This window comes from Vulgatibacter sp. (assembly GCF_041687135.1).
GTDB lineage: Bacteria > Myxococcota > Myxococcia > Myxococcales > Vulgatibacteraceae > JAWLCN01.
Map to the genome: position 1 here is coordinate 1 of NZ_JAWLCN010000012.1, position 23,285 is coordinate 23,285.

General features: G+C 70.3%; 24 protein-coding genes, 1 other RNA gene, 2 pseudogenes and 1 riboswitch. Of the genes and pseudogenes, 13 read left to right on the plus strand and 14 right to left on the minus strand.

Going from position 1 to position 23,285, the window contains the following annotated elements:
* Window positions 1-80: 80 nt before the first annotated feature.
* From ACESMR_RS20575 to ACESMR_RS20585, 3 genes and pseudogenes are all read right to left on the minus strand, one after another.
* Window positions 81-623: a helix-turn-helix domain-containing protein gene (locus ACESMR_RS20575; RefSeq protein ID WP_373049004.1), complete on the minus strand. Its 543-nt coding sequence runs from the start codon at window positions 621-623 to the stop codon at window positions 81-83.
* Window positions 620-1,024, minus strand: a pseudogene (locus ACESMR_RS20580) (IS5 family transposase); the annotation flags it as partial. The pseudogene ACESMR_RS20580 and the gene ACESMR_RS20575, both read right to left, overlap by 4 nt.
* Window positions 958-1,416 (minus strand): IS5 family transposase, encoded by a 459-nt coding sequence (locus tag ACESMR_RS20585; protein WP_373049005.1) that lies wholly within the window; start codon window positions 1,414-1,416, stop codon window positions 958-960. The pseudogene ACESMR_RS20580 and the gene ACESMR_RS20585, both read right to left, overlap by 67 nt.
* Window positions 1,417-1,535: 119 nt before the next feature.
* Here ACESMR_RS20585 and ACESMR_RS20590 point away from each other — a divergent pair, with 119 nt between their 5' ends.
* The 5 genes from ACESMR_RS20590 (at window position 1,536) to ACESMR_RS20610 (ending at window position 5,549) form a co-directional block, all read left to right on the plus strand.
* Window positions 1,536-1,985, plus strand: coding sequence for a DUF2203 domain-containing protein (locus tag ACESMR_RS20590; RefSeq protein ID WP_373049006.1), 450 nt, complete (start codon window positions 1,536-1,538; stop codon window positions 1,983-1,985).
* 245 nt (window positions 1,986-2,230) lie between these two features.
* Complete coding sequence (gene queD, locus ACESMR_RS20595; protein WP_373049007.1) at window positions 2,231-2,590, plus strand: 6-carboxytetrahydropterin synthase QueD; 360 nt, start codon at window positions 2,231-2,233, stop codon at window positions 2,588-2,590.
* A 4-nt stretch (window positions 2,591-2,594) separates the two neighbouring features.
* Window positions 2,595-3,203: a GTP cyclohydrolase I gene (folE, locus tag ACESMR_RS20600; protein WP_373049008.1), complete on the plus strand. Its 609-nt coding sequence runs from the start codon at window positions 2,595-2,597 to the stop codon at window positions 3,201-3,203.
* A gap of 26 nt (window positions 3,204-3,229) precedes the next feature.
* Window positions 3,230-4,603 carry an FAD-binding oxidoreductase gene (locus ACESMR_RS20605; RefSeq protein WP_373049009.1) on the plus strand — a complete coding sequence of 458 codons (1,374 nt, stop codon included), beginning with the start codon at window positions 3,230-3,232 and terminating at the stop codon, window positions 4,601-4,603.
* 223 nt (window positions 4,604-4,826) lie between these two features.
* Complete coding sequence (locus tag ACESMR_RS20610; protein WP_373049010.1) at window positions 4,827-5,549, plus strand: sigma-70 family RNA polymerase sigma factor; 723 nt, start codon at window positions 4,827-4,829, stop codon at window positions 5,547-5,549.
* 334 nt (window positions 5,550-5,883) lie between these two features.
* Here ACESMR_RS20610 and thiC read toward each other — a convergent pair.
* A pseudogene (gene thiC / locus ACESMR_RS20615) lies at window positions 5,884-7,242 on the minus strand (phosphomethylpyrimidine synthase); the annotation flags it as partial.
* 240 nt (window positions 7,243-7,482) lie between these two features.
* Window positions 7,483-7,584: riboswitch (TPP riboswitch) on the minus strand.
* 97 nt (window positions 7,585-7,681) lie between these two features.
* On the opposite strand from thiC, the gene ACESMR_RS20620 reads away from it, so the two are divergent.
* The 5 genes from ACESMR_RS20620 to ACESMR_RS20640 all read left to right on the plus strand — a co-directional run bounded on the left by ACESMR_RS20620 (window position 7,682) and on the right by ACESMR_RS20640 (window position 10,663).
* Window positions 7,682-8,281, plus strand: a complete 600-nt coding sequence (locus ACESMR_RS20620; protein WP_373049011.1) for a TetR/AcrR family transcriptional regulator — start codon at window positions 7,682-7,684, stop codon at window positions 8,279-8,281.
* A gap of 61 nt (window positions 8,282-8,342) precedes the next feature.
* A complete protein-coding gene (locus ACESMR_RS20625) occupies window positions 8,343-9,038 on the plus strand; it encodes a hypothetical protein (protein ID WP_373049012.1) in 696 nt (231 codons plus the stop codon).
* Window positions 9,039-9,070: 32 nt separating this feature from the next.
* Window positions 9,071-9,382, plus strand: a complete 312-nt coding sequence (locus ACESMR_RS20630; protein WP_373049013.1) for a hypothetical protein — start codon at window positions 9,071-9,073, stop codon at window positions 9,380-9,382.
* Window positions 9,383-9,575: 193 nt separating this feature from the next.
* Window positions 9,576-9,797: a hypothetical protein gene (locus ACESMR_RS20635; RefSeq protein ID WP_373049014.1), complete on the plus strand. Its 222-nt coding sequence runs from the start codon at window positions 9,576-9,578 to the stop codon at window positions 9,795-9,797.
* Window positions 9,798-9,868: 71 nt separating this feature from the next.
* Window positions 9,869-10,663: a hypothetical protein gene (locus ACESMR_RS20640; RefSeq protein WP_373049015.1), complete on the plus strand. Its 795-nt coding sequence runs from the start codon at window positions 9,869-9,871 to the stop codon at window positions 10,661-10,663.
* 15 nt (window positions 10,664-10,678) lie between these two features.
* Here ACESMR_RS20640 and ACESMR_RS20645 read toward each other — a convergent pair whose 3' ends face one another.
* The 4 genes from ACESMR_RS20645 to ssrS all read right to left on the minus strand — a co-directional run bounded on the left by ACESMR_RS20645 (window position 10,679) and on the right by ssrS (window position 13,678).
* The gene (locus ACESMR_RS20645; RefSeq protein WP_373049016.1) at window positions 10,679-11,512 is read right to left on the minus strand and encodes an exodeoxyribonuclease III; all 834 of its coding nucleotides are present in this window, start codon (window positions 11,510-11,512) and stop codon (window positions 10,679-10,681) included.
* Window positions 11,513-11,530: 18 nt separating this feature from the next.
* Window positions 11,531-12,784 carry a tyrosine--tRNA ligase gene (tyrS, locus tag ACESMR_RS20650; protein ID WP_373049017.1) on the minus strand — a complete coding sequence of 418 codons (1,254 nt, stop codon included), beginning with the start codon at window positions 12,782-12,784 and terminating at the stop codon, window positions 11,531-11,533.
* Window positions 12,785-12,828: 44 nt separating this feature from the next.
* Entirely contained in the window at window positions 12,829-13,416 is a 588-nt protein-coding gene (locus ACESMR_RS20655) for a 5-formyltetrahydrofolate cyclo-ligase (protein WP_373049018.1), read from the minus strand.
* Between the two features lie 68 nt (window positions 13,417-13,484).
* A non-coding RNA gene (gene ssrS, locus ACESMR_RS20660) (6S RNA) lies at window positions 13,485-13,678 on the minus strand.
* 218 nt (window positions 13,679-13,896) lie between these two features.
* Here ssrS and ACESMR_RS20665 point away from each other — a divergent pair.
* The gene (locus ACESMR_RS20665) at window positions 13,897-14,820 is read left to right on the plus strand and encodes a serine/threonine-protein kinase (protein ID WP_373049019.1); all 924 of its coding nucleotides are present in this window, start codon (window positions 13,897-13,899) and stop codon (window positions 14,818-14,820) included.
* A 65-nt stretch (window positions 14,821-14,885) separates the two neighbouring features.
* Window positions 14,886-16,667 carry a hypothetical protein gene (locus tag ACESMR_RS20670; RefSeq protein ID WP_373049020.1) on the plus strand — a complete coding sequence of 594 codons (1,782 nt, stop codon included), beginning with the start codon at window positions 14,886-14,888 and terminating at the stop codon, window positions 16,665-16,667.
* Here the strand turns inward: ACESMR_RS20670 and ACESMR_RS20675 are convergent.
* A complete protein-coding gene (locus ACESMR_RS20675; protein WP_373049021.1) occupies window positions 16,637-17,590 on the minus strand; it encodes an alpha/beta fold hydrolase in 954 nt (317 codons plus the stop codon). The genes ACESMR_RS20670 and ACESMR_RS20675 overlap by 31 nt on opposite strands.
* 99 nt (window positions 17,591-17,689) lie before the next feature.
* On the opposite strand from ACESMR_RS20675, the gene ACESMR_RS20680 reads away from it, so the two are divergent.
* Window positions 17,690-18,250, plus strand: coding sequence for a hypothetical protein (locus ACESMR_RS20680; RefSeq protein WP_373049022.1), 561 nt, complete (start codon window positions 17,690-17,692; stop codon window positions 18,248-18,250).
* Here the strand turns inward: ACESMR_RS20680 and ACESMR_RS20685 are convergent.
* The 5 genes from ACESMR_RS20685 to ACESMR_RS20705 form a co-directional block, all read right to left on the minus strand.
* Window positions 18,247-19,371, minus strand: coding sequence for a cysteine desulfurase family protein (locus ACESMR_RS20685; RefSeq protein ID WP_373049023.1), 1,125 nt, complete (start codon window positions 19,369-19,371; stop codon window positions 18,247-18,249). The genes ACESMR_RS20680 and ACESMR_RS20685 overlap by 4 nt on opposite strands.
* A gap of 4 nt (window positions 19,372-19,375) precedes the next feature.
* Window positions 19,376-20,443, minus strand: coding sequence for a DHH family phosphoesterase (locus tag ACESMR_RS20690; RefSeq protein WP_373049024.1), 1,068 nt, complete (start codon window positions 20,441-20,443; stop codon window positions 19,376-19,378).
* Between the two features lie 179 nt (window positions 20,444-20,622).
* The gene (locus ACESMR_RS20695) at window positions 20,623-21,450 is read right to left on the minus strand and encodes a deoxyribonuclease IV (protein ID WP_373049025.1); all 828 of its coding nucleotides are present in this window, start codon (window positions 21,448-21,450) and stop codon (window positions 20,623-20,625) included.
* A 163-nt stretch (window positions 21,451-21,613) separates the two neighbouring features.
* A complete protein-coding gene (locus ACESMR_RS20700; protein ID WP_373049026.1) occupies window positions 21,614-22,384 on the minus strand; it encodes a Fic family protein in 771 nt (256 codons plus the stop codon).
* Between the two features lie 244 nt (window positions 22,385-22,628).
* Window positions 22,629-23,258 (minus strand): DUF4286 family protein, encoded by a 630-nt coding sequence (locus ACESMR_RS20705; protein ID WP_373049027.1) that lies wholly within the window; start codon window positions 23,256-23,258, stop codon window positions 22,629-22,631.
* Between the last annotated feature and the right edge of the window lie 27 nt (window positions 23,259-23,285).

Genomic DNA, 23,285 nt, shown 5'->3' on the forward strand with positions numbered 1-23,285 from the left:
ATCCGGGTGGCTCTCGGCCTGCCAACGAGCGTCCGTGCGGCGCACGAACCGGCAATTCTATTTGTCGTCGACCGGCAGTTCTAATTGTCGCTGGTCAGCGTGTCCTCACGTATCGGTAGCAACCCTAGCTTCGGCAGCCGAATGCTGCGCGGACCTGCGTCACCACCGACCTCGACGGAGGATCTCCCGCCGCTCGTCTTGTTGCGGATGCGGAACGACTGCCGCGTGTCCGAGCGCTTCTTGAACCTCGGAAAGCCGGCCGCCCTGCTGCCGTTGGGGCGACATGCGGAGAAATGCGCGAGCGCACGTCCAAGATCTACGGCGGCCTCCTCGAAGACCTGCTGGAGCACCTCGCCGCGCCACGGGAGACCGGGCTTGCCATTCTCATCGACGCCCGCCGCCTTGGAGCACTTCCACTTGTTGAAGGAGTTGATCTGATCGAAGGGCGTCCAGGGAACGCGGATTTCTTCTCCGCTCCGCTTCGCCTCGAGCGCATCCTTCACGAGGCGGAGCGCCTGGTTGAAGGCGAAGCGGGCGGCGCCGGCGTGCCGCAGCAGCAGCTGTTCCTGCGCAGCGGTGGGCAGCAGCGTGAAGCGAAACGTGGTGTGGCGCTTGGCCGTCACGCGTCCCACCCCGAGATGGCGATCAGCGAGGAGGCCAGCGCCACTGCTGCAGCGTACGAGGCCGCCGTTTCGTCGTAGCGGGTGGCGACCCGGCGGAATGCCTTCAGGCGCCCGAAGAACCGTTCGATGACGTTGCGGAGCGCATAGAGCCTCGCGTCGAGGGCTCGCTGCTTCCTGCGGTTCGCCCGTGCAGGGATGACGGCTGCCATGCCCTGCTCTGCGACGCACGCCAGGAAAGCGTCGCTGTCGTAGGCGCGATCACCGACTAGGGCGCGTCCCTCGAGACCGAGTGTGAGCCCGATGGCCTGGCTGATTTCGTTGACCTGGCCGCCAGTCAGTTCGAAGCGCACGAGGCGTCCTCCGCCCGAGACCACGGCATGAACTTTGGTCGTGAAGCCGCCCCGCGATCGACCGAGTGCCTCGCTGCTCTGTCCGCCCCCTTTTTTCGCGCTCCAGCCGCACGTGGATGCGCCTTCTCGATCGTGCTGTCGATCAGCAGCAACTCGTCGGCTTCACCCCGAGCTGCAAGCGCTCGACGCAGCGCCTCCCAACGGCCAGACAGCGCCCACCGACGAAAGCACTGGTAGACGCTGCTCCACGTGCCGAACGAGGCCGGCAGGTCCCGCCACGGAGAGCCGGTGCGCAGCAACCAGACGATGGCTTCGACGAAGCGTCGGCCGCTTCTTCCTGTCGGACCGCGACGCCGCAGGCCGGCCACCACGGGGGCCACCCGCTCCCACTGCTCGTCCGTCAGTACGTTCCGGTTGCCCACACCTCGAGCGTGGCGAGTCACTGAACGTACGTCAAGCCGAAGGCCCCGCCCCGTCTGGGCAAAAATTGTCAACAGGCTCTAGGTTAGTGGCACACCCCAAACGCGCGTTGTCTCCGGCGGCGCGCCGAAGGAGGCCCGCGATGGAGCTCACCTCCGCACCCGGCGTGCGAATCTTCTCGACGAGCGAGGCCAACTCCCTCGTCCCCGCGCTCCAGCTCTCGTTCGCGGCCATCGGCCAGATCCGCACCGAGCTCGAGGGGCTGCTCACCGGCCTGGCTGCGGGTGACCCGTCGCGGGTGGTCGGCATCCTCCGGGGCGAGCTGGCGCCGGAGCCCGCCCAGGAGGAGTCGGTGGTCCGCCTCCAGGTCCTCGTCCTGGAACTCGGGCAGGCGGTCGAGGGGCTGGCGGACATGGGGGTGATCGTCAAGGACCTCGATCCGGGTCTCGTCGACATCCCCACCGAGATGGACGGCAGGCTGGTGATGCTCTGCTGGCAATTCGGCGAGCCCGGCGTCCACTGGTTCCACGAAACCGAGGAGGGCTTCGAGGAGCGCCACCCGCTGCCCGACGCAGCGCCGGTGCTCCACTGAGCGCCCAGTGGGGCGCTCCAACGCAAAGCAAATTGCGCGCGAAGCGCGCCTTCTTGTCCGCTTGGTCCCGCGCCAGCGGGGCCGAGTGGACAAGATGCAAGCCGGTCGCCGGCCCGAAGCCGTGCCCGGCGTGCTTGCGCCGGCGTGCGGCTTTGGGCTACGTCTCGCGTCGATTTTCGGACGATGGGCGCAGCGCCAGTTCCGGCCCGCCGCAGCCCCATGGTCCCGCTCCCACCGAGCCGACGATGCCCAAGGTCGAAATCCGCGTCGAATTCCTCTTCTCCAGCGCCCACCGGCTCCCCTTCTACGAGGGGAATTGCTCGCGCCTCCACGGCCACAACTACAAGCTGCTGGCCACGGTGGAGGGGCCGATCGATCCGCGGTCCGGCATGGTGATGGACTTCGAGGTGCTCCGCCGCCAGGTCTGGGAGAAGGCGCTGGATCGCTGCGACCACCACAACCTGAACGACTTCATGGAGAACCCCACCGCCGAGAACATCGTGGTGTGGATCTGGGAGCAGCTGCAGCCGGAGCTGCCGGGCCTCAAGGAGCTGGTGCTCTTCGAGACCCCCGAGTACTCGGTCACCTACCGCGGCGAGGCCTGATCCCGTGCCTGCTCCTGGCGAGACCCCGCGGATCCGCCCCGTCGATCGGGAGAAGATGGCGGAGGGGATCCGCCTCTTCCTCGAAGGCTGCGGCGTCGATCTCGCCGATCCCAACGTCCGGGAGACGCCGGGCCGGGTGGCCCTGGCCTGGGCCGACGAATTCCTCGACGGCTACGAGAAGAACGCCCGGGAGGTCCTCGGCGACTTCTACGAGGAGCGCAAGCCCGCAGCCGACGAGATGGTCCTGGTGACCCACATCGATTTCCAGTCGATGTGCCCCCACCACCTGCTTCCCTACCGCGGCGTCGCCCACGTGGCCTACCTGCCCGCCGGCAGGATCGTGGGCTTCTCGCGCCTCGCCCGGCTGGTGGACCTCTTCGCCCACCGCCTCATCCTGCAGGAGACCCTCGCCCGCGAGGTGGCCGAGGCGATCCGCAGCGAGCTCGGCTCCGCCGGCGCTGCGGTGCTCCTCGAGGCGGAGCAGACCTGCATGACCGTCCGCGGCGAGCGGCGCTCGCAGGCCCGGGCGATCACCGAGGCCTTCAGCGGCGACTTCGCCGAGCGGGCCGATCTCCGCGAGCGCTTCGTCAGGCGGATCGGCGTGGCGCGCTGACGCCGCGGGCCGTAGCCTATTCGCCCATGCTCGCCGATCTGACCGCATTGCTCGGCGCCCGCAAGGTGCGCGGCGCCGATCCCGACGACCTGGCCCCCTTCGCCAGGGACGAGTCCCATTGCGGCGCCTTCCCCCCTGCGGCGGTGGTCCTCGCCGAGTCGCGGGCCGACGTCGAGGCGACCTTGCGCTTCGCCAGCGAGCGGCGGATCCCCGTCACTCCCTGCGGCGCCCGCACCGGCAAGGCGGGCGGCTCGCTTCCCATCCGCGGCGGCATCGCGCTCTCGCTGGAGCGCATGGACCGGATCATCGCGGTAGAGCCCGGGGACGGCATGATGGTGGTCGAGCCCGGGGTGATCACCGGCAGGGTGATGGAGGAGGCCGAGCGGGTGGGGCTCTTCTACCCGCCCGACCCCAACTCCTGGGAGAGCTGCACCATCGGGGGCAACGTGGCCGCCAACGCCGGCGGGCCCCGCGCCCTCAAATACGGCGTCACCGGGGATTACGTGCTCGGCCTCGAGGCGGTCCTCGCAGATGGCGAGGTGATCCGCACCGGGCGCCGCACGCTCAAAGGAGTCGCGGGCTACGACCTCACCGCGCTCCTCGTCGGCAGCGAGGGGACGCTGGCGGTGGTCACCGAGATCACGCTGCGCCTCGTTCCGCTCCCGAAGGCGGTCCGCGCCGCGCTCTGCATCTTCCCCGACGCGACCGCGGCGGCGCGGGCGGTGGCACAGGTGCTCGCCGCCGGCATCCTGCCGCGGACCCTCGAGCTTCTCGACGATCAGGCGATCGCCGCTGCGGACAGCCGCGGCCCCTTCCGCTTTCCGCTCGGCGCCGGCGCGGCCATCCTCGCGGAGACCGACGGCGACGATCCCGAGAGCGTGATGGCGGCGCTGGTGCGCCTCGGCGAGATCGCGGTGGAGGCGGGCGCCCTCGACGTCCTCGTCGCGCAGGGGGAGAGCCAGCGGCGCGAGCTCTGGGCCACCCGCCGGCAGGTCTCGCTCGCGCTCAAGGCGCTCTATCCCCGCAAGGTGAGCGAGGACATCGTCGTGCCCCGCTCGAAGATCCCCCAGGCGATCGAGCGCTTCAAGGCGATCGGCCGGGAGCACGGTCTGCAGGTGGCAACTTACGGTCACGCCGGCGACGGCAACCTCCACACCAACGTGCTCTTCCGGGAGGAGGAGGAGCGGCCCGCCGTCGACGCCTGCCTCGAGGCGCTCATGCGCGAGACCCTCGCCCTCGGCGGCACGATCACCGGCGAGCACGGGGTGGGGCTGGCCAAGCGCGCCTTCCTCCCCTGGGAGCAGGGCCCGGTGCTCATCGATCTGCAGCGCCGGCTCAAGGCCACCTTCGACCCGCTGGGGATCCTCAACCCCGGCAAAATCTTCCCCGAAGATCGGTAGGTAGCGCCCCGCAACCGGGGGGCCTCCGGCGCATCCCAATCGTCTTCCGCTGCAGCGCTCCGATCGGGGCGCCGCTCCGGCCTGTTGCATTGCAACAGTTTCGCTGCAGCCGGAGCGACCGAGGGCTATTGCGCGCAACCAGCCGAGCGACCGCGCATCTCCTTCGGTAACGTAACGTCACCTTGCGGCGTCGGGTGCCGCCGGGAGAAAGAGGCCGCTTGCGATGAGGATCGGACGAGCCAGGGAATTCGAGGAGCTCCAGCCCTACCTTCGTGCGCTTCCGCGCTACCAGCCCCTGGGTCGGGAAGAGGAACGGGAGCTGGCCATCCGCTGCCGCAAGGGCGACGAGCGGGCCCGCGAGGAGCTGGTGAAGCGCAACCTTCCCTTCGTGGTGGCGGTGGCCAAGCGCAACCTCGGTCGCGGCGCCCGCCTCGACGACCTGGTGCAGGAGGGAAACATCGGCCTGATCCGCGCGGTGGAGAAGTTCGACACCGGCAAGGGCACCCGCTTCTCGACCTACGCCATCTGGTGGATCCGCGCCTACATCCAGAAGTACCTCAAGGAGGTCCACTCCTCGGTGCGCGGCGGCGAGGACGGCGCGCGCCGGGGCCTGAAGGACGTCTCTCTCGACGTGGCCGTGGACGAGGACGGCGACATCACCGCCCTCGATCGGCTGCCCGACGACGGCCCCGATCCGGAGATCCGCTTCGGCGACGCCGAGACCGACTCGATGGTCCGCGAGAGGCTGGAGCGCTTCCGCAAGCGGATCGGACCGCTGGGCTGGGACATCATCGAGGGTCGGCTCGGATCGGACGATCCCGAGACGCTGGAGCAGATCGGCCGCCGCTGGGGTCTCTCCCGCGAGCGCGTCCGCCAGGTCGAGCTCCAGACCCGCAAATTCCTCCAGCGGGCGCTGGAGGACGTGGAAGCGGAGGCCGCGGCGTAGGCTCCCCCCTGCCGCTGGCCTTCGGGAAACGGCGTGGCTCCTCCCCCCCTGGAGCCACGCCGTTTCTTTTTCCGGGAGCGGAACGCGAACGGCCCGCCCCCGGCAGTGGGGAGCAGGCCGTCGCATGCGATCAGCGCTGGAAGGTGAGCGAGACCAGCTTGTCGGACTGGATCGCCTGCGCCTCCTCGGGCGCCACGTAGTCGCTGTGGCAGGAGGCCTTGTTCGCCTCCGCCCCCACCGCCTTGCGGGTCTTGGTGGCGAGCTTGTGGATCTCCTCGGGGCTCAGGACGCCGCGCTTCTCGAGGATCTCCCGCTGCTCCGCCGTGAGCGCCGCGGACTTAGCCACCTTCTCGCGCTCGAAGCCCTCCGCCTTGCCGGAGGTGAAGTCGACGATCTCCTTCGAGATGCGCACCGAGCACCAATCGTGGCCGCACATCGCGCAAAAGTCCGTGTCCACGTCGAGATCCTCGTCGTGGTAGGCGCGGGCGGTGTCGGGATCGAAGGAGAGCTCGAAGTGCTTCTCCCAGTTGAGCGCGGCGCGGGCCTTGGTGAGGTCGTCGTCGCGATCGCGGCTGCCGGGAATGCCGAGGGCGACGTCGGCTGCGTGGGCGGCGATCTTGTAGGCGATGCAGCCCTGCTTCACGTCGTCGCGCTTCGGGAGGCCGAGGTGCTCCTTGGGCGTCACGTAGCAGAGCATCGCCGCGCCGTGGTAGGCGGCGGCGGTGGCGCCGATGCAGCTGGTGATGTGGTCGTAGCCCGGGAAGATGTCGGTGACGAGGGGCCCGAGCACGTAGAAGGGCGCGCCGTGGCACAGGGCGCGCTGCAGCTTCATGTTGTATTCGATCTGGTCGAAGGGCACGTGGCCCGGGCCCTCGACCATCACCTGGCAGCCCTTGCGCCAGGCCTTCTCGGTGAGCTCGCCCAGCGTCGCGAGCTCTGCGAGCTGCGCCTCGTCGGAGGCGTCGGCGAGGCCGCCCGGCCGCAGGCCGTCGCCCAGCGAGAACGAGACGTCGTACGCGCGCATGACGTCGCAGATCTCGTCGAAGAGCGTGTACATCGGGTTCTCGGCCTTGTGGGTGATCATCCACTTGGCCAGGAGCGAGCCGCCGCGCGACACGATCCCGATCAGCCGGTTCTTCACCATCGGCAGGTGCTCCTGGAGCACGCCGGCGTGGATGGTGAAGTAATCCACGCCCTGCGCCGCCTGGTGGCGCAGGGTGGAGAGGATCGCCTCGCGATCGAGATCCTCGATCTTGCGCCCGATGATCATCGAGTAGATCGGCACCGTGCCGATCGGCACGGTGGAGTGGCGGAGGATCGCCTCGCGGGTGGCGTCGAGGTCGCCGCCGGTGGAGAGATCCATCACCGTGTCGGCGCCCCAGCGCTCCGACCAGCGGAGCTTCTCCACCTCCTCGTCGGTGGAGGAGGAGACCGGCGAGGCGCCCATGTTGGCATTGATCTTGGTCTTCGAGGCGCGGCCGATCGCCATCGGGTCGAGGCTGTACTGCAGGTGGACCTTGTTGGCCGGGATGATCAGGCGGCCGGCGGCGATCTCGTCGCGGACCTGCTCGGGAGTGAGGTGCGGCTCCCGCTCGGCGACGCGCTTCATCTCCGGCGTCACCAGCCCCAGCCGCGCGAATTCGAGCTGGGTCACCGGCTCGAAGCCTGCGGGCGGCGTCCACTTCCCCTCCACCAGCGTCCAGTCCGGCGGCATGAAGTCCCAGGCGGTCTTGCCGCTGGGCGCCGGCATGCCCGGCGTATCCGGCGAGGAGAAGGTGAGGGCGGTTCCGACCTGCGCGCGGTTGGCGAACGAGCCGGGGCTGGTGCCCTCCGCACGGCTGGAGGGGTTGTGGGCACCGTGCAGCGGCAGCGGGTGGTTGTTTCGGGACATGCTGTCCTCCTCCTCGGAAAACGATACGGAGGGACAGCGCGCTCTTGCGCCGCGTCGCTTCCCTCCGCCGGTGCAAACCGGATCAGGTTCCACGGGTGCTTCTCAGCTGCTGCCTCAATGGCTGCAGCGCCCCGAGCGACGCGGCGGACTATAGAGCGTTCGCCCGGCTGGCGCCACAGGAGCGGAGCGCTCTCTCGGGGCGCTGTTGACCGATGAGTTAGCGCGTGCTAACAGTCGTGTCATGAGCGACGCGGCTCCCCCGTTCTTCGTCAGCGAAAGCGACCCGCCCGCCAGGCGCCGGATCCTCGAGGAGGCGTTGCGGCTCTTTGCGACGAAAGGCTTCGCGGCGACGTCCATCCGCGACATCGCGGCAGCGACCGGGTTCACCAACCCGGCCCTCTACCGCCATTTCGCCGGCAAGGAGCAGTTGGCGCTGCATCTCTTCGAGGTCTGCTACGGGAACCTTGCGGGCCGGCTCCACTACGCGGTCGGCGCGCGGGAGTTCGACGACGCCCTCTCGACCTTCGTCCGTGCCTTCCTCGTGGCGGCAGAGGAGCAGCCGGACGCCGTGAGCTGGGTGCTGGAAAACCTGCAGGCCTTCTGGCCGCAGCTGCCTGCACCACGTCGCCCGCGCAGCCTGGTGGCCGTGGTTCGGGAGTTGTTGCAACGCGGCGTCGAAGCTGGCCGGGTCCGCCCCGAGCTGCTCCCCGAGGTGGGGGCGATCGTGGTGCTCGGGACGTTGGGGCAGCTGGTTCGGATGTGGATGCTGGGGGGCGTGAGCGAGCCGCCGACCCGCTACGAACGGTCGTTGGTCGAGACGCTGCAGAGGGCGCTCGCTTGAAAGGCGCAGCCGTCTCTTTTTTTGTCGAGCATGTTAGCGAGTGCTAACGAAAGGGTAGCCCATGTTTGCCGTGAACCACGCGTTGACCGCCGTTGCCGTGCGCCGGGCCGTTCCGGAGGCGCCGCTCTGGCCGCTCCTCCTCTCGGTGCAGGCGGTCGAAATCCTCTGGGTGATTCTCCATCTGGTGGGCGTCGAGCACGTCGTCATCGAGCCGGTGGTGCGCTCGGTTGCAGACGTCCATCTCGACCACATGCCCTGGTCCCATTCCTTCGCGGGCATCGGCGCGGTCGCGATGCTGGGCGGTGTCGCTGCAGGATGGCGCTGGGGCCGCAGGGTGGGCGTTGCGGTGGCGGTGGGCGTGCTCTCGCATCTCCTCCTCGACCTCGTTACGCATGCCCCGGACCTCGCCCTCGCACCGGGCCTGGAGGGCACCCGGTTCGGCACCGGCCTCTATGTCCACGCGCCCTGGGCGGCGGTCGCCGTGGAGATGGGGTGGGGCCTGTGTTGCTGGTGGCTCGGCGGGAGGGGGCGCGCGCTCCTCGCGCTGGCGCTGCTCGGCAACCTGGCAAACCTCTCGGTGCTCGTGCCGGATGTTCCGGGCCCCGAGGCCCTCTTCGCCGGCAGGCCGGCGCTGCTGGTCGCCGTAATCGCCGTTCAGATCGCGGTCACGCTGCTACTGGTGGGCAAGCTCGCGGGGCGTCCCGAGCCGAGTCCGGCCCAGGACCCGCAGGTGGAGCCGGCGACGGCGGGCGCTTGACGGCGGCGCGGCCGACCGCTTCACTGCCGGCCGTGTCCGAGATCGTCCTCCTCCGCGCCTCGCTGCCTGCGGCGCAGCTGGCCCAGGCATTCCTCGACGCGATCGCCCGAAACGCGGAGATCGATCTCGTCGTCGAGGGGCGGCGTGCGCGGCTGCTGCCGGAAGTGGCGCGCCGCCTCACCATGGGCGGCCGCGACGCGGTGGCGGCGATGACACTCGGCGCGGCGCTCTTCCCCAAGGTGATCGGCCTGCTGGTGCAGAGCCGCCGCTTCGGCCGCACCTGGTCGTGCCGCCAGGTGGCAGGCGCCCGCGAAGTGGTCCTCGAGATCCGCAGGGCAGGTTGACCGTATGCGGGCTCGAATACGCGGATCGCGCCCGCCTCGCTCCTCCGCAAGGTCTACTCGTGTAAGCTCCCTTCACCATTAATCGACGAACGGGGACCGCAGCGCTCTCGACGAGCGACGGGCGGCCGGCTGCGCACGAGGGGGCGGATGCGAACGATTCGGATCGGAACGCTGGTGGTGGTGCTCGTCGCCTGTGGCACGAACAAAGGTGCGGGTGGTGCGGGCGGGAGCGGCGGCGCCGGGGAGGCGGGGGGCGGCGGTGCTGCCGGAGCGGGCGGGGCTGGCGGAGGCAGCGCCGGGGCAGGTGGCGCCGGGGGCGTCGGCGGGCGGGCCGGCAGCGGTGGAGCGGGTGGTTCCGGCGGCGAGCCCGGGCAGGGCGGCGGTGGTGGTGGCGGCGCTCCGGTCGGTACCGTAGAGGAGGAGTGCCAGCGCGCCTGCGAAGCGAGCGCCGCCTGCGTGCCACCCGAGACGGTGACAGAGGAGCGAATGGCCGCCTGCCGTGCGAGCTGCGAGCAATACACCGGCGCCCGGGTCGCCGCACAATGCGCCGACTGCATCGCGCTCGCCACCTGCACCCACTCCGAGATCCTCTGCATCGACGCAGGTCCCTGCGACAAGCCGCTCGCCGACCTCGATGTGGAGGGCACCGGCTTCACTGCCTGGAACGGCAGGTCGATCCGCGTCGGCACCGCCTTCCATGCGGACGGCTGGTGGCAGGACGTGCGGCACGCTGAGGTGGTGGTCACCGACGGGACCTTCTCCGCTTCGTTGCCCCAGGCCCTTCGCCCGGATCAGGACATGGTGGTGGCAGGTTGGTTCGACACCGACGGCAACGGCTGGTGCAGCTCCGGCGACGCGACCTTCCTCCTGCCCCTCGAGAGTGGCGCAGGGGTGCGTCTCGTGGAGTTCGACGCCGCGGCCACCGCGAGTCCCGACGGCTGCAACGTCTTCGGTGAGCCCTACGACACGCTTTTCGTCGGAGGCAGCGGCTTCGAAGCGCACGAGGGCCAGTGGGTCGTCGTCGCGGAAAGCCGGGGCGGGGAGGTCCACACCGGCCGCATCGAACGCGGCCGGTTCGAAGTGCGCTTCGACTGGCTCTGGTCCGGAAGCTTCGAACTCGACTGGATGATCGACGACGGCGATTGGGTCTGCGAGGAGGGAACGGATGTCGGCGGGAAGTTCTCCGTCGAAATCGGTGCGCCGCAGACCAACGTGAGCCTCGCACCCGCCGACGCGGGCACGGGCTTCTGCGCGCCGCTCGATTTCCTTGCGACCCCGTGAAAGGCCGCGCCCACGTCAGCCTGCGCGGGCGCGCCGCTTCTCTGCCAGGGCCTTCCCGAGCAGCTTCGGATCGAGGTCCACGCTGATCGGGCAATGATCCGAGCCCTTCACCTCGGGGTGGATCGCAGCGCCGCGCACCCAGGGCAGGGCGCCGGGCGAAGCCAGCACCAGATCGATCCGCCAGCCGATGTTCTTCTCGCGCACGCCGAAGCGCTGGCTCCACCACGTGTAGTGGCCTTCGCCCTGCTCGTAGTGGCGGAAGGTGTCGACCCAACCCTGCTCGATCCAGCGGCGGACCTCGTCGCGCTCCTCGGGGAGGAAGCCGCTGGTCTTCTCGTTGGCCTTGGGCCGCGCCAGATCGATCGCCTCGGGCGCGGTGTTCCAGTCGCCCATCACCAGCACCGGCTCGCCGCCGGTGAAGAGCGGCTCGAGCTTCACCTGCAGCGCCCGGTAGAAGGCGAGCTTGAAGGGCACCCGATCGTTCGAACGATCCTTGCCGCTGCCGTTGGGGAAGTAGACGTTGGCGAGCCAGAGCTTGCCGAAGCGCGCGATCTGCACGCGCCCCTCGGCGTCGAAGTCGGGATCGTCGAGCGAGGTGATCAGCTCGTCCGGCGCCCGCCTGGCGTAGAGCCCCACGCCGCTGTAGCCGGCGCGCTCGGCTGCCACCACGTGGCCGTGCCAGCCGGCGAGGGCCTGCAGCTCCGCAGGCATCTTCTCCTCGGGGCAGCGGACCTCCTGCAGGCCGACGATCTCGGCGTCGCAGCCCTCGAGCCAGGAGGAGAAACCCTTGCCGACGGCGGCGCGGATCCCGTTGACGTTCCAGCTGTAGATGCGGTGGTGCGCTGCCATCGATGCCCTGCCTGGAAATCAGCCGCGGACCAGGTGCACGCGGAGGAAGCGCCGCTTGCCCACCTTGATCTCGTAGTCGCCGGCGCCGAGCGACGCCTGCGGATCGGAGGCGCGCTCGCCGTTGATCGACACGCCGCCCTGCGCCACCAGCCGCCGCGCCTCGCCGCGCGAACCGGCAAGCCCCGTGTCGGCGAGCAACCCCGCCAGCGGCATCGCCTCCTCGCCTGCGGGCAGCGCGACCGACTTCTCCTCGATCTCCTCCGGCCGCTCCTTGCGCACGATCACCTGCTCGAAGTGCGCCTCGGCCTCGTCCGCAGCAGCAGCGCCGTGGAAGCGGGCGACGATCTCCTTCGCCAGCGCCACCTTCGCCGTCTTCGGATGCCCGGCCTTGAGCGACTCGATCTCGGCGATGGAGCGATCGGAGAGGAGCTCGTAGTAGCGCCACATGAGCTCGTCGCTCACCGACATCAACTTGCCGAACTGCTCCTGTGGCGCCTCGACCACACCGACGTAGTTTCCCAGCGACTTGGACATCTTGTCGCCGACGATCTTGCCCTTCTCCGCATCCCAGCGGGCGTCGATGCCCTCGAGGATCGGGCCGGTCATCACCACCTGCGGCCGCACGCCGTAGTCGCGCTGCAGATCGCGGCCCACGAGCAGGTTGAAGAGCTGGTCGGTGCCGCCGAGCTCCACGTCGCTCTTCAGCGCCACCGAGTCGTAGCCCTGCGCCAGCGGGTAGAGGAACTCGTGGATGGCGATCGAGCGGCCCTCCTTGAAGCGCTTCGAGAAATCGTCGCGCTCCAGCATCCGGGCCACCGGGTATTTGGCCGCCAGCGAGATCATGTCGGCGGCGCTCATCCTGCCGAACCACTCGTTGTTGAAGCGGACCTCGGTCTTCTCGGGATCGAGGATCTTGAAGACCTGCTGCTTGTAGGTCTCGGCGTTGGCCAGCACCTGCTCGGTGGAGAGGGGCGGGCGCGCGGCGCTCTTGCCGGTGGGATCGCCGATGCGGCCGGTGAAGTCGCCGATGAGGAAGATCGCCGTGTGCCCGAGGCGCTGGAAGCGGGCCATGCGCTGGATGAGCAGCGTGTGGCCGAGGTGCAGATCCGGCGCGGTGGGGTCGAAGCCCGCCTTCACCCGGAGCGGCACGCCCTTCTCGTACGACTCCTGGAGTCGCTTGAGGAGCTCTGCCTCGGTGACCAGATCGACGCAGCCGCGGGTGACCTCCCGCAGCTGCTCCTCGGGCGTTGCCTGCTGGAGCAGCGTTTCCATGGCCCGGTTCTCTACCATTTCTGAAGGGCCTGCGGGCCGCCTCTTCAGCGCCGGTGGCGGGACGGCCGGAGCACCCGGGCCTCGGTGACCACCACGTCCACCGCCTCGTCGTGGACCTCGGCGGGTACCTCGTCGAGGAGGGCCGCCTCGAGGCAGGGCCCCACCCGCAGCGCCGCCGGGTGGGCGGCGAGGGTGGCGTCGTAGTAGCCGCCGCCGCGGCCGAGGCGCCGCCCCTCGGCGTCGAAGGCGAGGGCGGGCACCACGATGAGATCGATCGAGCCCAGGGGAACGTCCCGCGACGCCGGCGGCTGCCGCACGCCCAGCGCACCGACCTCCAGTTCCGCCGGATCGTCCACCAGGGCGAAGGCGAGCTGCCGGGTGCCGGGGTGGATCCTGGGGAAGAGCACCTGCTTGCCCGCCAGCACCAGCTCGCGCCAGAGCGGCTCCATTTCGATCTCGTTGCGCAGCGCCTGGTAGAGCGCCACCACCCGGGCAGCCCGGACCTCGGGGAGCCCGCCGATGCCACCCGCGATGGCGCGGGACGCCTCGTGGAGCACGTCGGGGGAGAGGCCCCGCCGCCAGGCGAGGAGCTGCTGGCGCAGGGGCTGTTTGGCGCTGCGGGGATCGCTCATGGGCACGGGGGCCGTTCCGGAAGCCCGAAAAAGACGAGGGGCTGCGGCGTGAACCGCAGCCCCTCGAAAAGCCCCCCGCCTCGGCCGTGTGGGTAGAAACCGTTGTACCTTGCCGAAGCAAGGTGGGGGTCACTTGGTCGGACCGTAGGCTTCCTTCTCAGCCGAAGCTGAGGGCTTGCACATGGCCCACCGGGAAGCGCCCCCGGGGAAAGAATATTCGGTACGAACGTCAACTACCCAAGCACGAACCAGGCAGGGGAAAGACCTTGGAGCAAACGCAGCCACCGGGCTGCTTCTTCCCGCCGGAGACCGACGGGCAAAATCGACACGCAAGCGAAAAACCGCTGTGTTTCTCGTTGCTTTCGTCGCTAAGCGTAGGAGCGCGACCCCTTCGCTGTCAAGCGGATCCGCCGCGTCGTCCGGTGGAAAAGAGGGCGTTTGCCTCTCCCCGCCGGGGGCGGTACGATCCGCGCCACCTCTATGAGTGTGCAGCCAGCCCAGCCGTCTTTCGGCCACTTCGAAATCGTCGGACGCATCGGCCGTGGCGGCATGGCGGAGGTCTACAAGGCTGTCGTCCGCGACGGCGCCTACAAAGGCCGCACCGTCGCGCTGAAGCGGCTTCTCCCCGAGTACGCCGGGAACGATCAATACGTCGACCTCTTCGTCGGCGAGGCCGATCTCTCGCGGATGCTCCGCCACCCCAACATCGTCGAGGTGCTCGATTCGGGATCGATCGAGGACACCTACTTCATGGCGATGGACTTCATCGACGGTCGCGACCTGGGCGCGATCCTGGCCCGCTGCAGGGAGCGCCAGATCCTCCTGCCCGTCGACTTCGCGCTCTTCCTCGTCCAGAAGCTCCTCGAGGCCCTCGACGCTGCGCACAAGGCGGTGAGCCCCAGCGGCAAGCCGCTCCACGTGGTCCACTGCGACGTCTCGCCCTCGAACCTCTTCATCTCCAAGACCGGCGAGATCAAGCTCGGCGACTTCGGCATCGCCAAGGTCCGCGCGGTGGATCCCTCCCGCCGCAACGGCATCTGGGGCAAGGTCCACTACGCCTCACCGGAGCTCCTCCGCGGCGGCGACGTCCTCCCGCAGGCGGACATCTGGGCTGCGGCGGTGGTGCTCTACGAGCTGCTCACCCTCTGCAGGCCCTTCACCGGCGAGTCGATCGAAGAGATCGGCAAGGACATCCTCAAGGCCGACGCGCCGCAGGTCACCTGGCTGCGCCCCGAGGTCCCCGAGGCGGTGGAGCGGGTCCTGCAGATGGCGCTCCATCCCGATCCCGATCAGCGCTTCGGCGACGCGGGCACCTTCGCGATGGCGCTCCAGCCGCTCTACAACGAGCTCATCGGCACGCCGCTCGCGATCGCCGCCGTGGTTCGCGGCCTCTTCGGCGCCTGAACCAGCGGTTTTCCCGGCTCTTGCGTCTTGTAACGCGGGTCGCCCCTGCCGTAGATCCTCGCGCGATGCGCCCTTCCCGCCAGCTCGTCGCAGCCAGCCTCTTCCTCCGCCGCCACCACGCGGCGGTGGCAGCGGCGCTGCTCGCGTGCATGGCCCTGCTGCTCGGCCACGCCGCGTTCGTCGATTCGCCCACCATCGACGAGCCCAACCACATCGCCCGCGGCCTCGCCTTCTGGTGGAGCGGCGACAGCCGCTTGAGCACCGCCCATCCGCCGCTGGCCAATGCGCTCCAGGCGCTGCCAGCGGCGCTTCTCGACGAGCCCATCGACTTCGAGAAGCTCAAAGGCTGGCCGCAGGCGGACATCGGCCGCGTGGCGCGGGCGCTGGTGGCGAAGGATTACGAGCAGCTCCGCAGCGCCATCGTCACCGGGCGCCTCGTCACCGGACTCCTCACCCTTTTGCTCGGGCTCTACCTCTACCGTTACTGCCTGCGGTGGGGCAGGGGACGCGCGCTCTTCTTCCTCCTCCTCTTCGTCTGCTCGCCGGTGCTGCTCGCCCACGGCCACCTCGTCACCACCGATCTGCCGGTGGCGCTCTGCTTCGCGGTGGCGGTGGGCGAAGGCGTGCGCTGGCTCGAGGGCGGGAGCCGCTGGCGCCTCGCCTTCGCCGCCGCTGCAGCGGGCTGCGCCGCGGCGGCCAAATTCAGCGGGGTGCTGCTCCTGCCGGTGCTCGGCGCGGCCACCGCTGCGACGGCCCTCGCCGGCGTGGGCCGCTTCGCCGGTGCCACCTCGCCTGCGCGCATCGGCCGCGTGCTCCGGGCGGGCCTCTTCACCGGCCTCGTCGTGCTCACCGTGGTGAATGGAGCCTACCGCTTCGAGCGATCCTTCTGGACGGTGCGGCAGACGCTCGCTGCGCCGGAGCCCGCCAATTGGATCACCAGGCCCCACAGGGGCCTGCTGCTCGAGCGCCTCTCGCCCCTCGCCGACATGCCCCGGCAGGTGCGCCTGCCGGTTCCCTATTCCTGGCTCTTCGGCCTCTTCAGCATCGAGGCGCAGAACGAGCGGGGCCACGGCGGCTGGTTCCTGGGCAGCACCGAGCCCACGCGCCTCTATTTCCCGACGATGCTGGCGATCAAGAGTCCCGCTGCGCTGCTCCTGCTCCTCGCCGGGGCTGCGGCGCTCTGGCTCCGGCGCGCGGGGCGCTGGCCGGCGCGTCTCGTCGAGCGCCTGCGCGCACCATCTTCGCGGCTCCTGCGTCCGCTGGCGGTGCCGCACCTCGCCCTCTGGGCGGCGCCGCTCCTGCTCTTCTGGCTCGCCCTCGGATCGAAGATCCAGATTGGCGTCCGCCACGTCCTTCCGGTGGTGCCCTTCCTGCTGCTCGCCGCAGCGTGGGCCGGCGCGCTGCTCTGGCGCCGCCAGCCCGCGCTCGCCGGCCTGCTCGCGCTCCTCCTCGTGGCGGAGGTCGCCCTCGTCCACCCCGGCCATCTCGGCCACTTCTCGCTGCTCGTCGGCGGGCCGCCGGTGGGCCACCAGATCAGCATGATCGGCGAGGATTGGGGGCAGGACGTCGCCGCGCTCGGCACGGTGGCGAAGGAAGCGGGGCTCGCGCCGCTCCACTACGTGCCCTACGGAATCACCGCGGTGCGCGAGCTCCGCCGCACCGGGCTGAAGTTTCGCACCCTCTCCTGCAAGACCAGGAAGCTGCGCAACGGCGGCTGGATCGCCATCCACGCGGCGCAGCTCCTCCGCTGGAAGAAGTGCGGTCCGATCGACGCCACCCGTCCGCCCGATCGGACGATCGGCGAGCACATCTGGCTCTACCGGGTCGAACCGCCTGCCGCACGCTGAGCTCGGCCGCCGAGGAAGCGGCGCACCGCCGCAGCGGTGGTCTCGGGATCCTCCTCCATCGGCACGTGGCCGAGCTCGGGGTAGAGGATGAGCTGCGAGTCCGGGATGTCCTCGTCGAATCGGTGCGCATATTTGGGCAGGATCCAGCGATCCTTTCCGCCCCAGAGGATCAGCGTCGGCGCCCGGATCTCGCCCAGCCGCTTTTCCAGCCCGTCGTGGTGCGGATGGGAGAGTCGCTTGCGCGAGGCCTCGCGGTTCCCTTCCCGCAGGGCGAGATCCTCGTAGAGATCGACCAGCTCCTCGGTGACGCGTGAGGGATCGCCGTAGACGTCGCGGATGCTCTGCTCCACCGCGAAGCGCGGGGTGACGTGCTCGGCGATCCGGTTCAGGCCCGGGGTGGCGAAGAGGCGCAGGATCGGCGGCAGCGGCTCCTCCCGCTCGTAGCCCACCGCGTCGACGAGGACGAGCCTGTCGACCTTCGCCGGGTGGGCGAGGGCGTAGTGCCACGCCACCGAGCCGCCCATCGAGTTGCCGGCGAGATGGAAGCGCTCGAGGCCTACCGCCTGCACGAAGTGGTCGAGGAAGACCGCCATCTCGGCGTAGTCGTAGCGGCCTTGCGGATGCGGGCCGGTGAGGCCGTGGCCCGGCATGTCGAGCGAGACGACGCGGAAGCGGTCGGAGAGCCGGCTCGCCCATCCCTCCCAGGTGAAGAGCGAGGCGTTGGAGCCGTGGACGAGGAGGAGCGCCGGGCCCTCGCCCCGGTCGCGGTAGTGGACCCGCATCCCGTCCACCTCGACGAAGCGGGACGGCGGCTGCGCCCGCCGGGCCTCCACCTCCGCTGCGGGGCGATCCGCCCGCACCAGCGAGATCCCCGCCACTGCCAGCAACACGGCCGCGCCTGCGGCCACCTTCCACTTGCCCATCTGCTCCCTCCCCGTTCGTCGGCGCGAGCTTGCCTCGGCCAGGCCCGTGTCGCCAAGCGACTTGCCCGGTCCCACGGCGATGGTGAGCGTCTGGAGGGTATGCGCCTCTCGCTCTTCGTCCTCGCCGCGGCTCTCGTCGCCTTGCCCGTCGCTGCCGCAGCCGCGCCGGAGATCGGCGTGCCGGTGCCGATGGCCGGCGAGATCCTCACCGATCGCGTGGTCACCCAGCTGCAGGCGCGGCGGCTGCTGCCTGCAGACGCAGCCGCGGACGAGGAGGCGATCCGGCGGTCTCTGGTCGACCTCCAGCAGGCGAAGGGGCTGGCGCCCACCGGCTGGATCGACCGCGACACCCTCGACGCCCTCGGGCTCCAGGCGGTCGGAGGCAGGGGCCTCGACACCGACGACGACGACGAGGGGATCGATCTGCCGGGGACGCCCGGCTTCCAGCAGCACGAGGCGGCGCGCCTCGCTGCGGCAGCCGCCACGCTGGAGCGGCAGGCCCAGCGGATCGCGGCGCCGCGGGCGCGCGAGCTGCTGCAGGACCAGGCGGCGAAGGCCCGGGAGGTGGCGCGCCTCTACCGGGCGCAGGCGCAGATCGCCACGCCCACCGCTCCGGTGCCGGCCCAGCCCCGCGGCAAGCCGGCGCCTCCCGCCGGTTAGCCGATCCTGCTGCTGGCCAGGGCTGCCGGCAGCGCCGCCGCCAGCGCGGCGAGTTCCGCGTCGCTGGTCGTGGCCCCCAGGCTGAAGCGCACCGTGCCCCGGGCCTCCTGCGCGGAGAGCCCCATCGCCAGCAGCACGTGGGAGGGCTCCATCGCTCCCGTGGAGCAGGCCGCCCCGTGGGAGCAGGCGATGCCCGCCAGATCGAGGGCGACGAGGAGCGTCTCGCCGTCGGCGCCGGGGAAGCGCGCGTTGACGATCCCGGGGATCCGGGGCGCCGCCGCCCCGTGGATCACCACGCCGGGCGCGATCTCGCGCAGCAGGCGCTCGAGCGCGGCGCTCCGCTCCTCGAGGAGCCGCACCCGCGCCTCCCGCTCCCGCGAGGCAGCCTCAGCCACCGCACCGAAGGCGGCGATCGCCGGCAGCGCCGGTGTGCCGCCGCGGAAGCCGCGCTCCTGGTGCCCCGGGACCAGCGCCGGCAGCTCGACGCCGCGGCGCAGGGCGAGGGCGCCGACGCCGGGGAGCCCGCCGAGCTTGTGCGCGGAGAGGGCGAGGCTGTCCGCACGGGACCAGCTCTCGGCGAGGTCGAGCTTGCCCGCAGCCTGCACGGCGTCGCAGTGGAAGTGGGCGCCAGCCTCGCGGGCTGCTGCGGCCACCTCCGCCACGGGCTGCACCACGCCGGTCTCGTTGTTGGCGAGCTGCACGGCCACGAGCGCGGCGCGCCGGCCTGCGAGCGCCGCCGGCGAGATCCTGCCGCTCGGATCCGCGCCGAGGGAGAGGACGGAGGCCCCCTGGGTGCCGGCAGCGGCGGCGGCCTGCAGCACCGAGGGATGCTCCGCCGCGCCCACCGCCAGCACCGCCTCGGGCGCCCGCCGCGCCACGCCGAGCACCACGGCAGCGTTCGCCTCGGTGGCGGAGCCGGTGAAGATCAGCTCGCGGGGCTCACAGCCCACCAGCCGCGCCACCTGCTCCCGGGCCTTCTCGAGGAGGGCACGGGCGGCGCGGCCCGCTGCATGGACGGACGAGGGGTTGCCGGGGCCGAGCTCGAGGGCGCGCCCCACCGCCTCCGCGGCGGCGGGGTGCAGGGGCGCTCCCGCTGCCCAGTCGAGATAGGCGCGGGCCACGGCGCTACTCGTCCTGGCCGTAATCGAGCAGCGGGACGCCGGGCTTCTCGTCGACGCCCCACTCCTCGCAGAAGCGCTTCACCAGGCTCTTCTTGAAGGCCTCGCGCTCGCTCTTGCCGAGGCGCGCCACCGGGATCCGGGCGCCTGCCATCTGGCCGTGGCCACCGGCGGTGCCGCCCAGCTCCTCCACCACCTCGCGGATCAGCCTGCCGGCGTTCATCCGCCTGTCGTTGGTGCGCAGGGAGAGGAAGAGGTTCTCCTCGTAGATCGCGAAGGCCAGCGACCACTTGATCCCTTCGAGGAAGAGATGCCGCTCGGCGACCTCCGCCACCATGTCGGGCGAGTAGATGTCGCCGAGGTCGGTGATCACGGCATTGCCGTAGACCACGCCCTTCTCGATCGCGGTGTGGAAGAGCCGGAAGTACGCGGCCGGGAGTCGCGGGTGCTCGATCTGCGCCAGCGCTTCCTTGTCCGCGAGGGGGAAGAGCCAGAGGTAGGCGTCGACGTCCACGTCCTCGGTCTCGCGGCCGAGGTCCCGGGTGTCCGCCTTGATCCCGTAAAAGAGGGCGGTGGCCGCCTCGCGGCTCGGGGTGACGCCCAGGGCCCGCAGGTATTCCACCGCGATGGTCGAGGTGGCGCCGTAGTCGCCGCCGACCTCCGCCACCGCTGCGAGCTTGCTCTCCGGCCGCTCGGGGTGGTGGTCGAAGATCACGTCGGGGAAGTAGCGGGCGGGCAGGGAGTGGTTGCCCATCTCCGGCTGCGTATCGCAGATGGCGATGAGATCGTGCTCGTCGAAGACCACCCGGGAGATCGAGACCACCGGCAGCTTGAGCACTTTGAGCAGCGCCCGGTTCTCGGCCCGGCCGATGATGCCGCCGTACGCGATGGTGCTCTTGAGGCCGGCCTTCTCCTCGAAGATCTGGGCGAGCGCCAGCGCCGCCGCGATCGAGTCCGGATCCGGGTTGTCGTGGGTGAGGATCAGCGCCTTCTTGCGGGAACGGGCCAGCTGCACGAGGCGCTCGGCTCGATCCTTCAGGCTCTCGCTGGGAAGCTTGCGTGGCGTGGGGGCCATCCTGGGGCTCGCGCCACGCTGTTCGCCAGTGGCTCGCGCGCGCTCGCTGGAGAGCGCGGATCTTGATGGGTTGGGCATCCTAGACAAGGCCTCCGTGGAGGTCAAACACGCGGAACCGCACCTTCGAATTAATCATCTCCGACCCGGATGGGGGTGGGGCCGGGACGAAGTGCTGCCACTCAGACGAGGGCACGGAGCTTCCGCAGGTTCTCGGGGTAGCGCTCGGGCTCCGGGGTCTCCAGCACGCCGATCGCTCCGGTGAAGCGCTCGTCGCCGAGGAGGAGGCGGAAGGGGAGGAGGCCCATGGCGCCGTCCCCGATCTCCTCGTGTCGGTCCACCCTGCAGCCGAGGGGCTTCTTGCAATCGTTCAAGTGGAAGCCGCGCACCCGCTGCAGGCCGCCGATCGCCTCCTCGAGGGAGGCGAAGGTGGAGGCGTAGCCCGCCTCGTTGGTGAGGTCGTAGCCTGCGGCAAAGGCGTGGCAGGTGTCGAAGCAGACGCCGAGCCGCTCCTTCGTCCCGCTGGCGGCGAAGATGCGGCCCAGCTCGCGGAAGTCGGCGGCGATGGCGGTGCCCTGCCCGGCGGTGTTCTCCAGCCAGACCTGCACCTGGCCCGGCACCCTGGCGAGGGCCGCGTCGATCGCCTCGGCGATGAGCTCGATCCCCTCGTCGTGGTCGGCGCAGGAGCCCGGGTGGATCACCAGCCCCGGGATGCCGAGGGCCTCGCAGCGATCGAGCTCGTCGACGAAGGCGTCGAGGCTCTTCTCCCGGAGCTCGCTCCCTGCAGGCGCCGCGAGGTTGATCAGGTAGGAGGCATGGGCCATCACCGGCAGGCCGGTGGAGCGGGCCTCCGCCCGGAAGGCGGCGACCTCCGAAGGGTCGAGGGGTTTGGCCTTCCACCCGCGGGCGTTCTTCACGAAGATCTGCAACGCTTCAGCGCCGTGCTCGCGCGCCCTGCCGAAGGCCTTCGACGGGCCGCCAGCGATCGATTCGTGTGCCCCGAGGATCAAAGCCGCCTCCCAACTGCCGAAAAGGCGCCGCTGTATACCGGCGCGCTCGCAGCATGGCAACGCGGAGCGTCGTTGCGAGAGGGCGCGGGGTCTCGGAGCTGCAAAAAGCGAAAACGGCCGCCCCGGCAAGGAGCGACCGTTCGGCGAGGGGAGGGCGTGGCCCCTACTGCGCCACGGCGCTGGGCCGGCTCCGCGCGATCTGCACGAAGCGGGTGCCGTTCTCGAAGCAATTCTCGATCGCCTCGATCAGCAGGTTGCGCAGGCCCGAGCTCGGCATCCGCAGGGTCTCGTAGTAGCGCTGCCTGTCGGCCCCGTGGATGACCGGGGGCAGGTAGCCGCCGCGGAGGAGGTAGAGCGTCTGGAGCAGCCGGGCGATCTTTCCGTTGTGCTCCGCGAAGGGGAAGACCTGCATGAAGGCCCAGTGCACGTGGGCCGCCTGGCGGATCGGGTGGTACTCCTTGAACTCCGCGGTGGCGGTGAACTTGAGGAGCTTCTCGAGCTCGCCCTCGATCTTCGCGGGCTGGGCGATCTCGTGGAAATAGGTGCGGTGGAGGGGCATCTCCTTGCGCCACACCGCCCGCTCCTTGACGGAGGGGTTGGTGTCGCGGAGGAGGATGGCATAGAGCTCCTCGAGGAAGGGCTGGGCGAGCCGCGTCTTGCGGGACTTCGCCTCGGCCTCCACCCGCTCCAGCGCCGACCGGTGGTTCCGGACGGTGGTGAGCACGCTCATCAGCGACGCGTCGCCGACCACGTGGTGCTCGAGCGCCTGGATCAGCTCCTGCTCCGTGAGGACGATGCCGTCGAGCGCGTTCTCGTGGTGGTACCACGACATCGCGTAGCGTCGGCGGAACTCGGCGCCAGCCTCGGGAAAGGCCTCCAGGAGGTCCTTGAGGTCGGCGTTGCGCTCGTCCAGGGAGAAGAAGCGGGTGCTCATATCCGGTGCCATCTCCTATTGCCGGGGCGGGGCTGGGCCCGCCACGCCGGCATGGGGGAAGCGGCTGGGCCGGGCAGGAACAGAACGCTCCGCCGGCCAGCACGACGAGAAGGCTACCGGATAAAATGTTCAGTTGTCAAGGTGGTTTACGCACGCCAGCCGTCCCGGCGCGAATGCGCCGGGCAGCTTGCCCGTGAGGGGAAGGGCGGGAATGTTTCGCCGCTCGGCGTACGTGAACCTGCCTCTACTGCTGCCACTCCCAGATCTGGCGATCGATCCGGGCGTTGGGGTAGCGGGTGGCGTGGGCCTCGCCCAGCTTCGGGCCGCGCCCGTCGCGGAAATTGCCCACCGCGCCGAGATCGACCGCGTCGTAGATGGCGACGAAATGGCGCTCGCCCTCCACCTCGCTGTGGACCTCGAAGAGCCGGGCCCGGACGAAGCCGGGATCGCCGAGCACCTCGGGCATGTGCTCGCCCTCGTACCACGCCGACCAGCCGTCCGCCTCGGCGGCGGGGAGGGCCACGCGGACCACGAAGGCGGCGCCGGGCTCCTCGCCGTGGCGCATGCCGCGGCGGGGCTGTGCCACCCGCTCGGCGAACGAGCGCTGCAGCTTCGCCTCGGGGAAGGCCTTGGTGGTCTCCTCCGCCAGCTCGGCCCGCTCGCGGGACATCATGTAGTTTTCGAGAGCCGGGATGCCGGTGAGCTCGTAGACCGCAACGAAACGGCCCTCGTCACCGCCGACCACCCGGGCACGGCTCGCGAAGGCGCTGCGGCCCATCGCTGCCACGACCTTGGTGACGTGCGTGGCGAGCCACGAGGAGAACTCTTCGGCCTTGGCTGCCGGAACGTCGCTTTCGACCAGATAAAGGACCATTGCGCGCGCACCTTAGCTGCCTGGCGC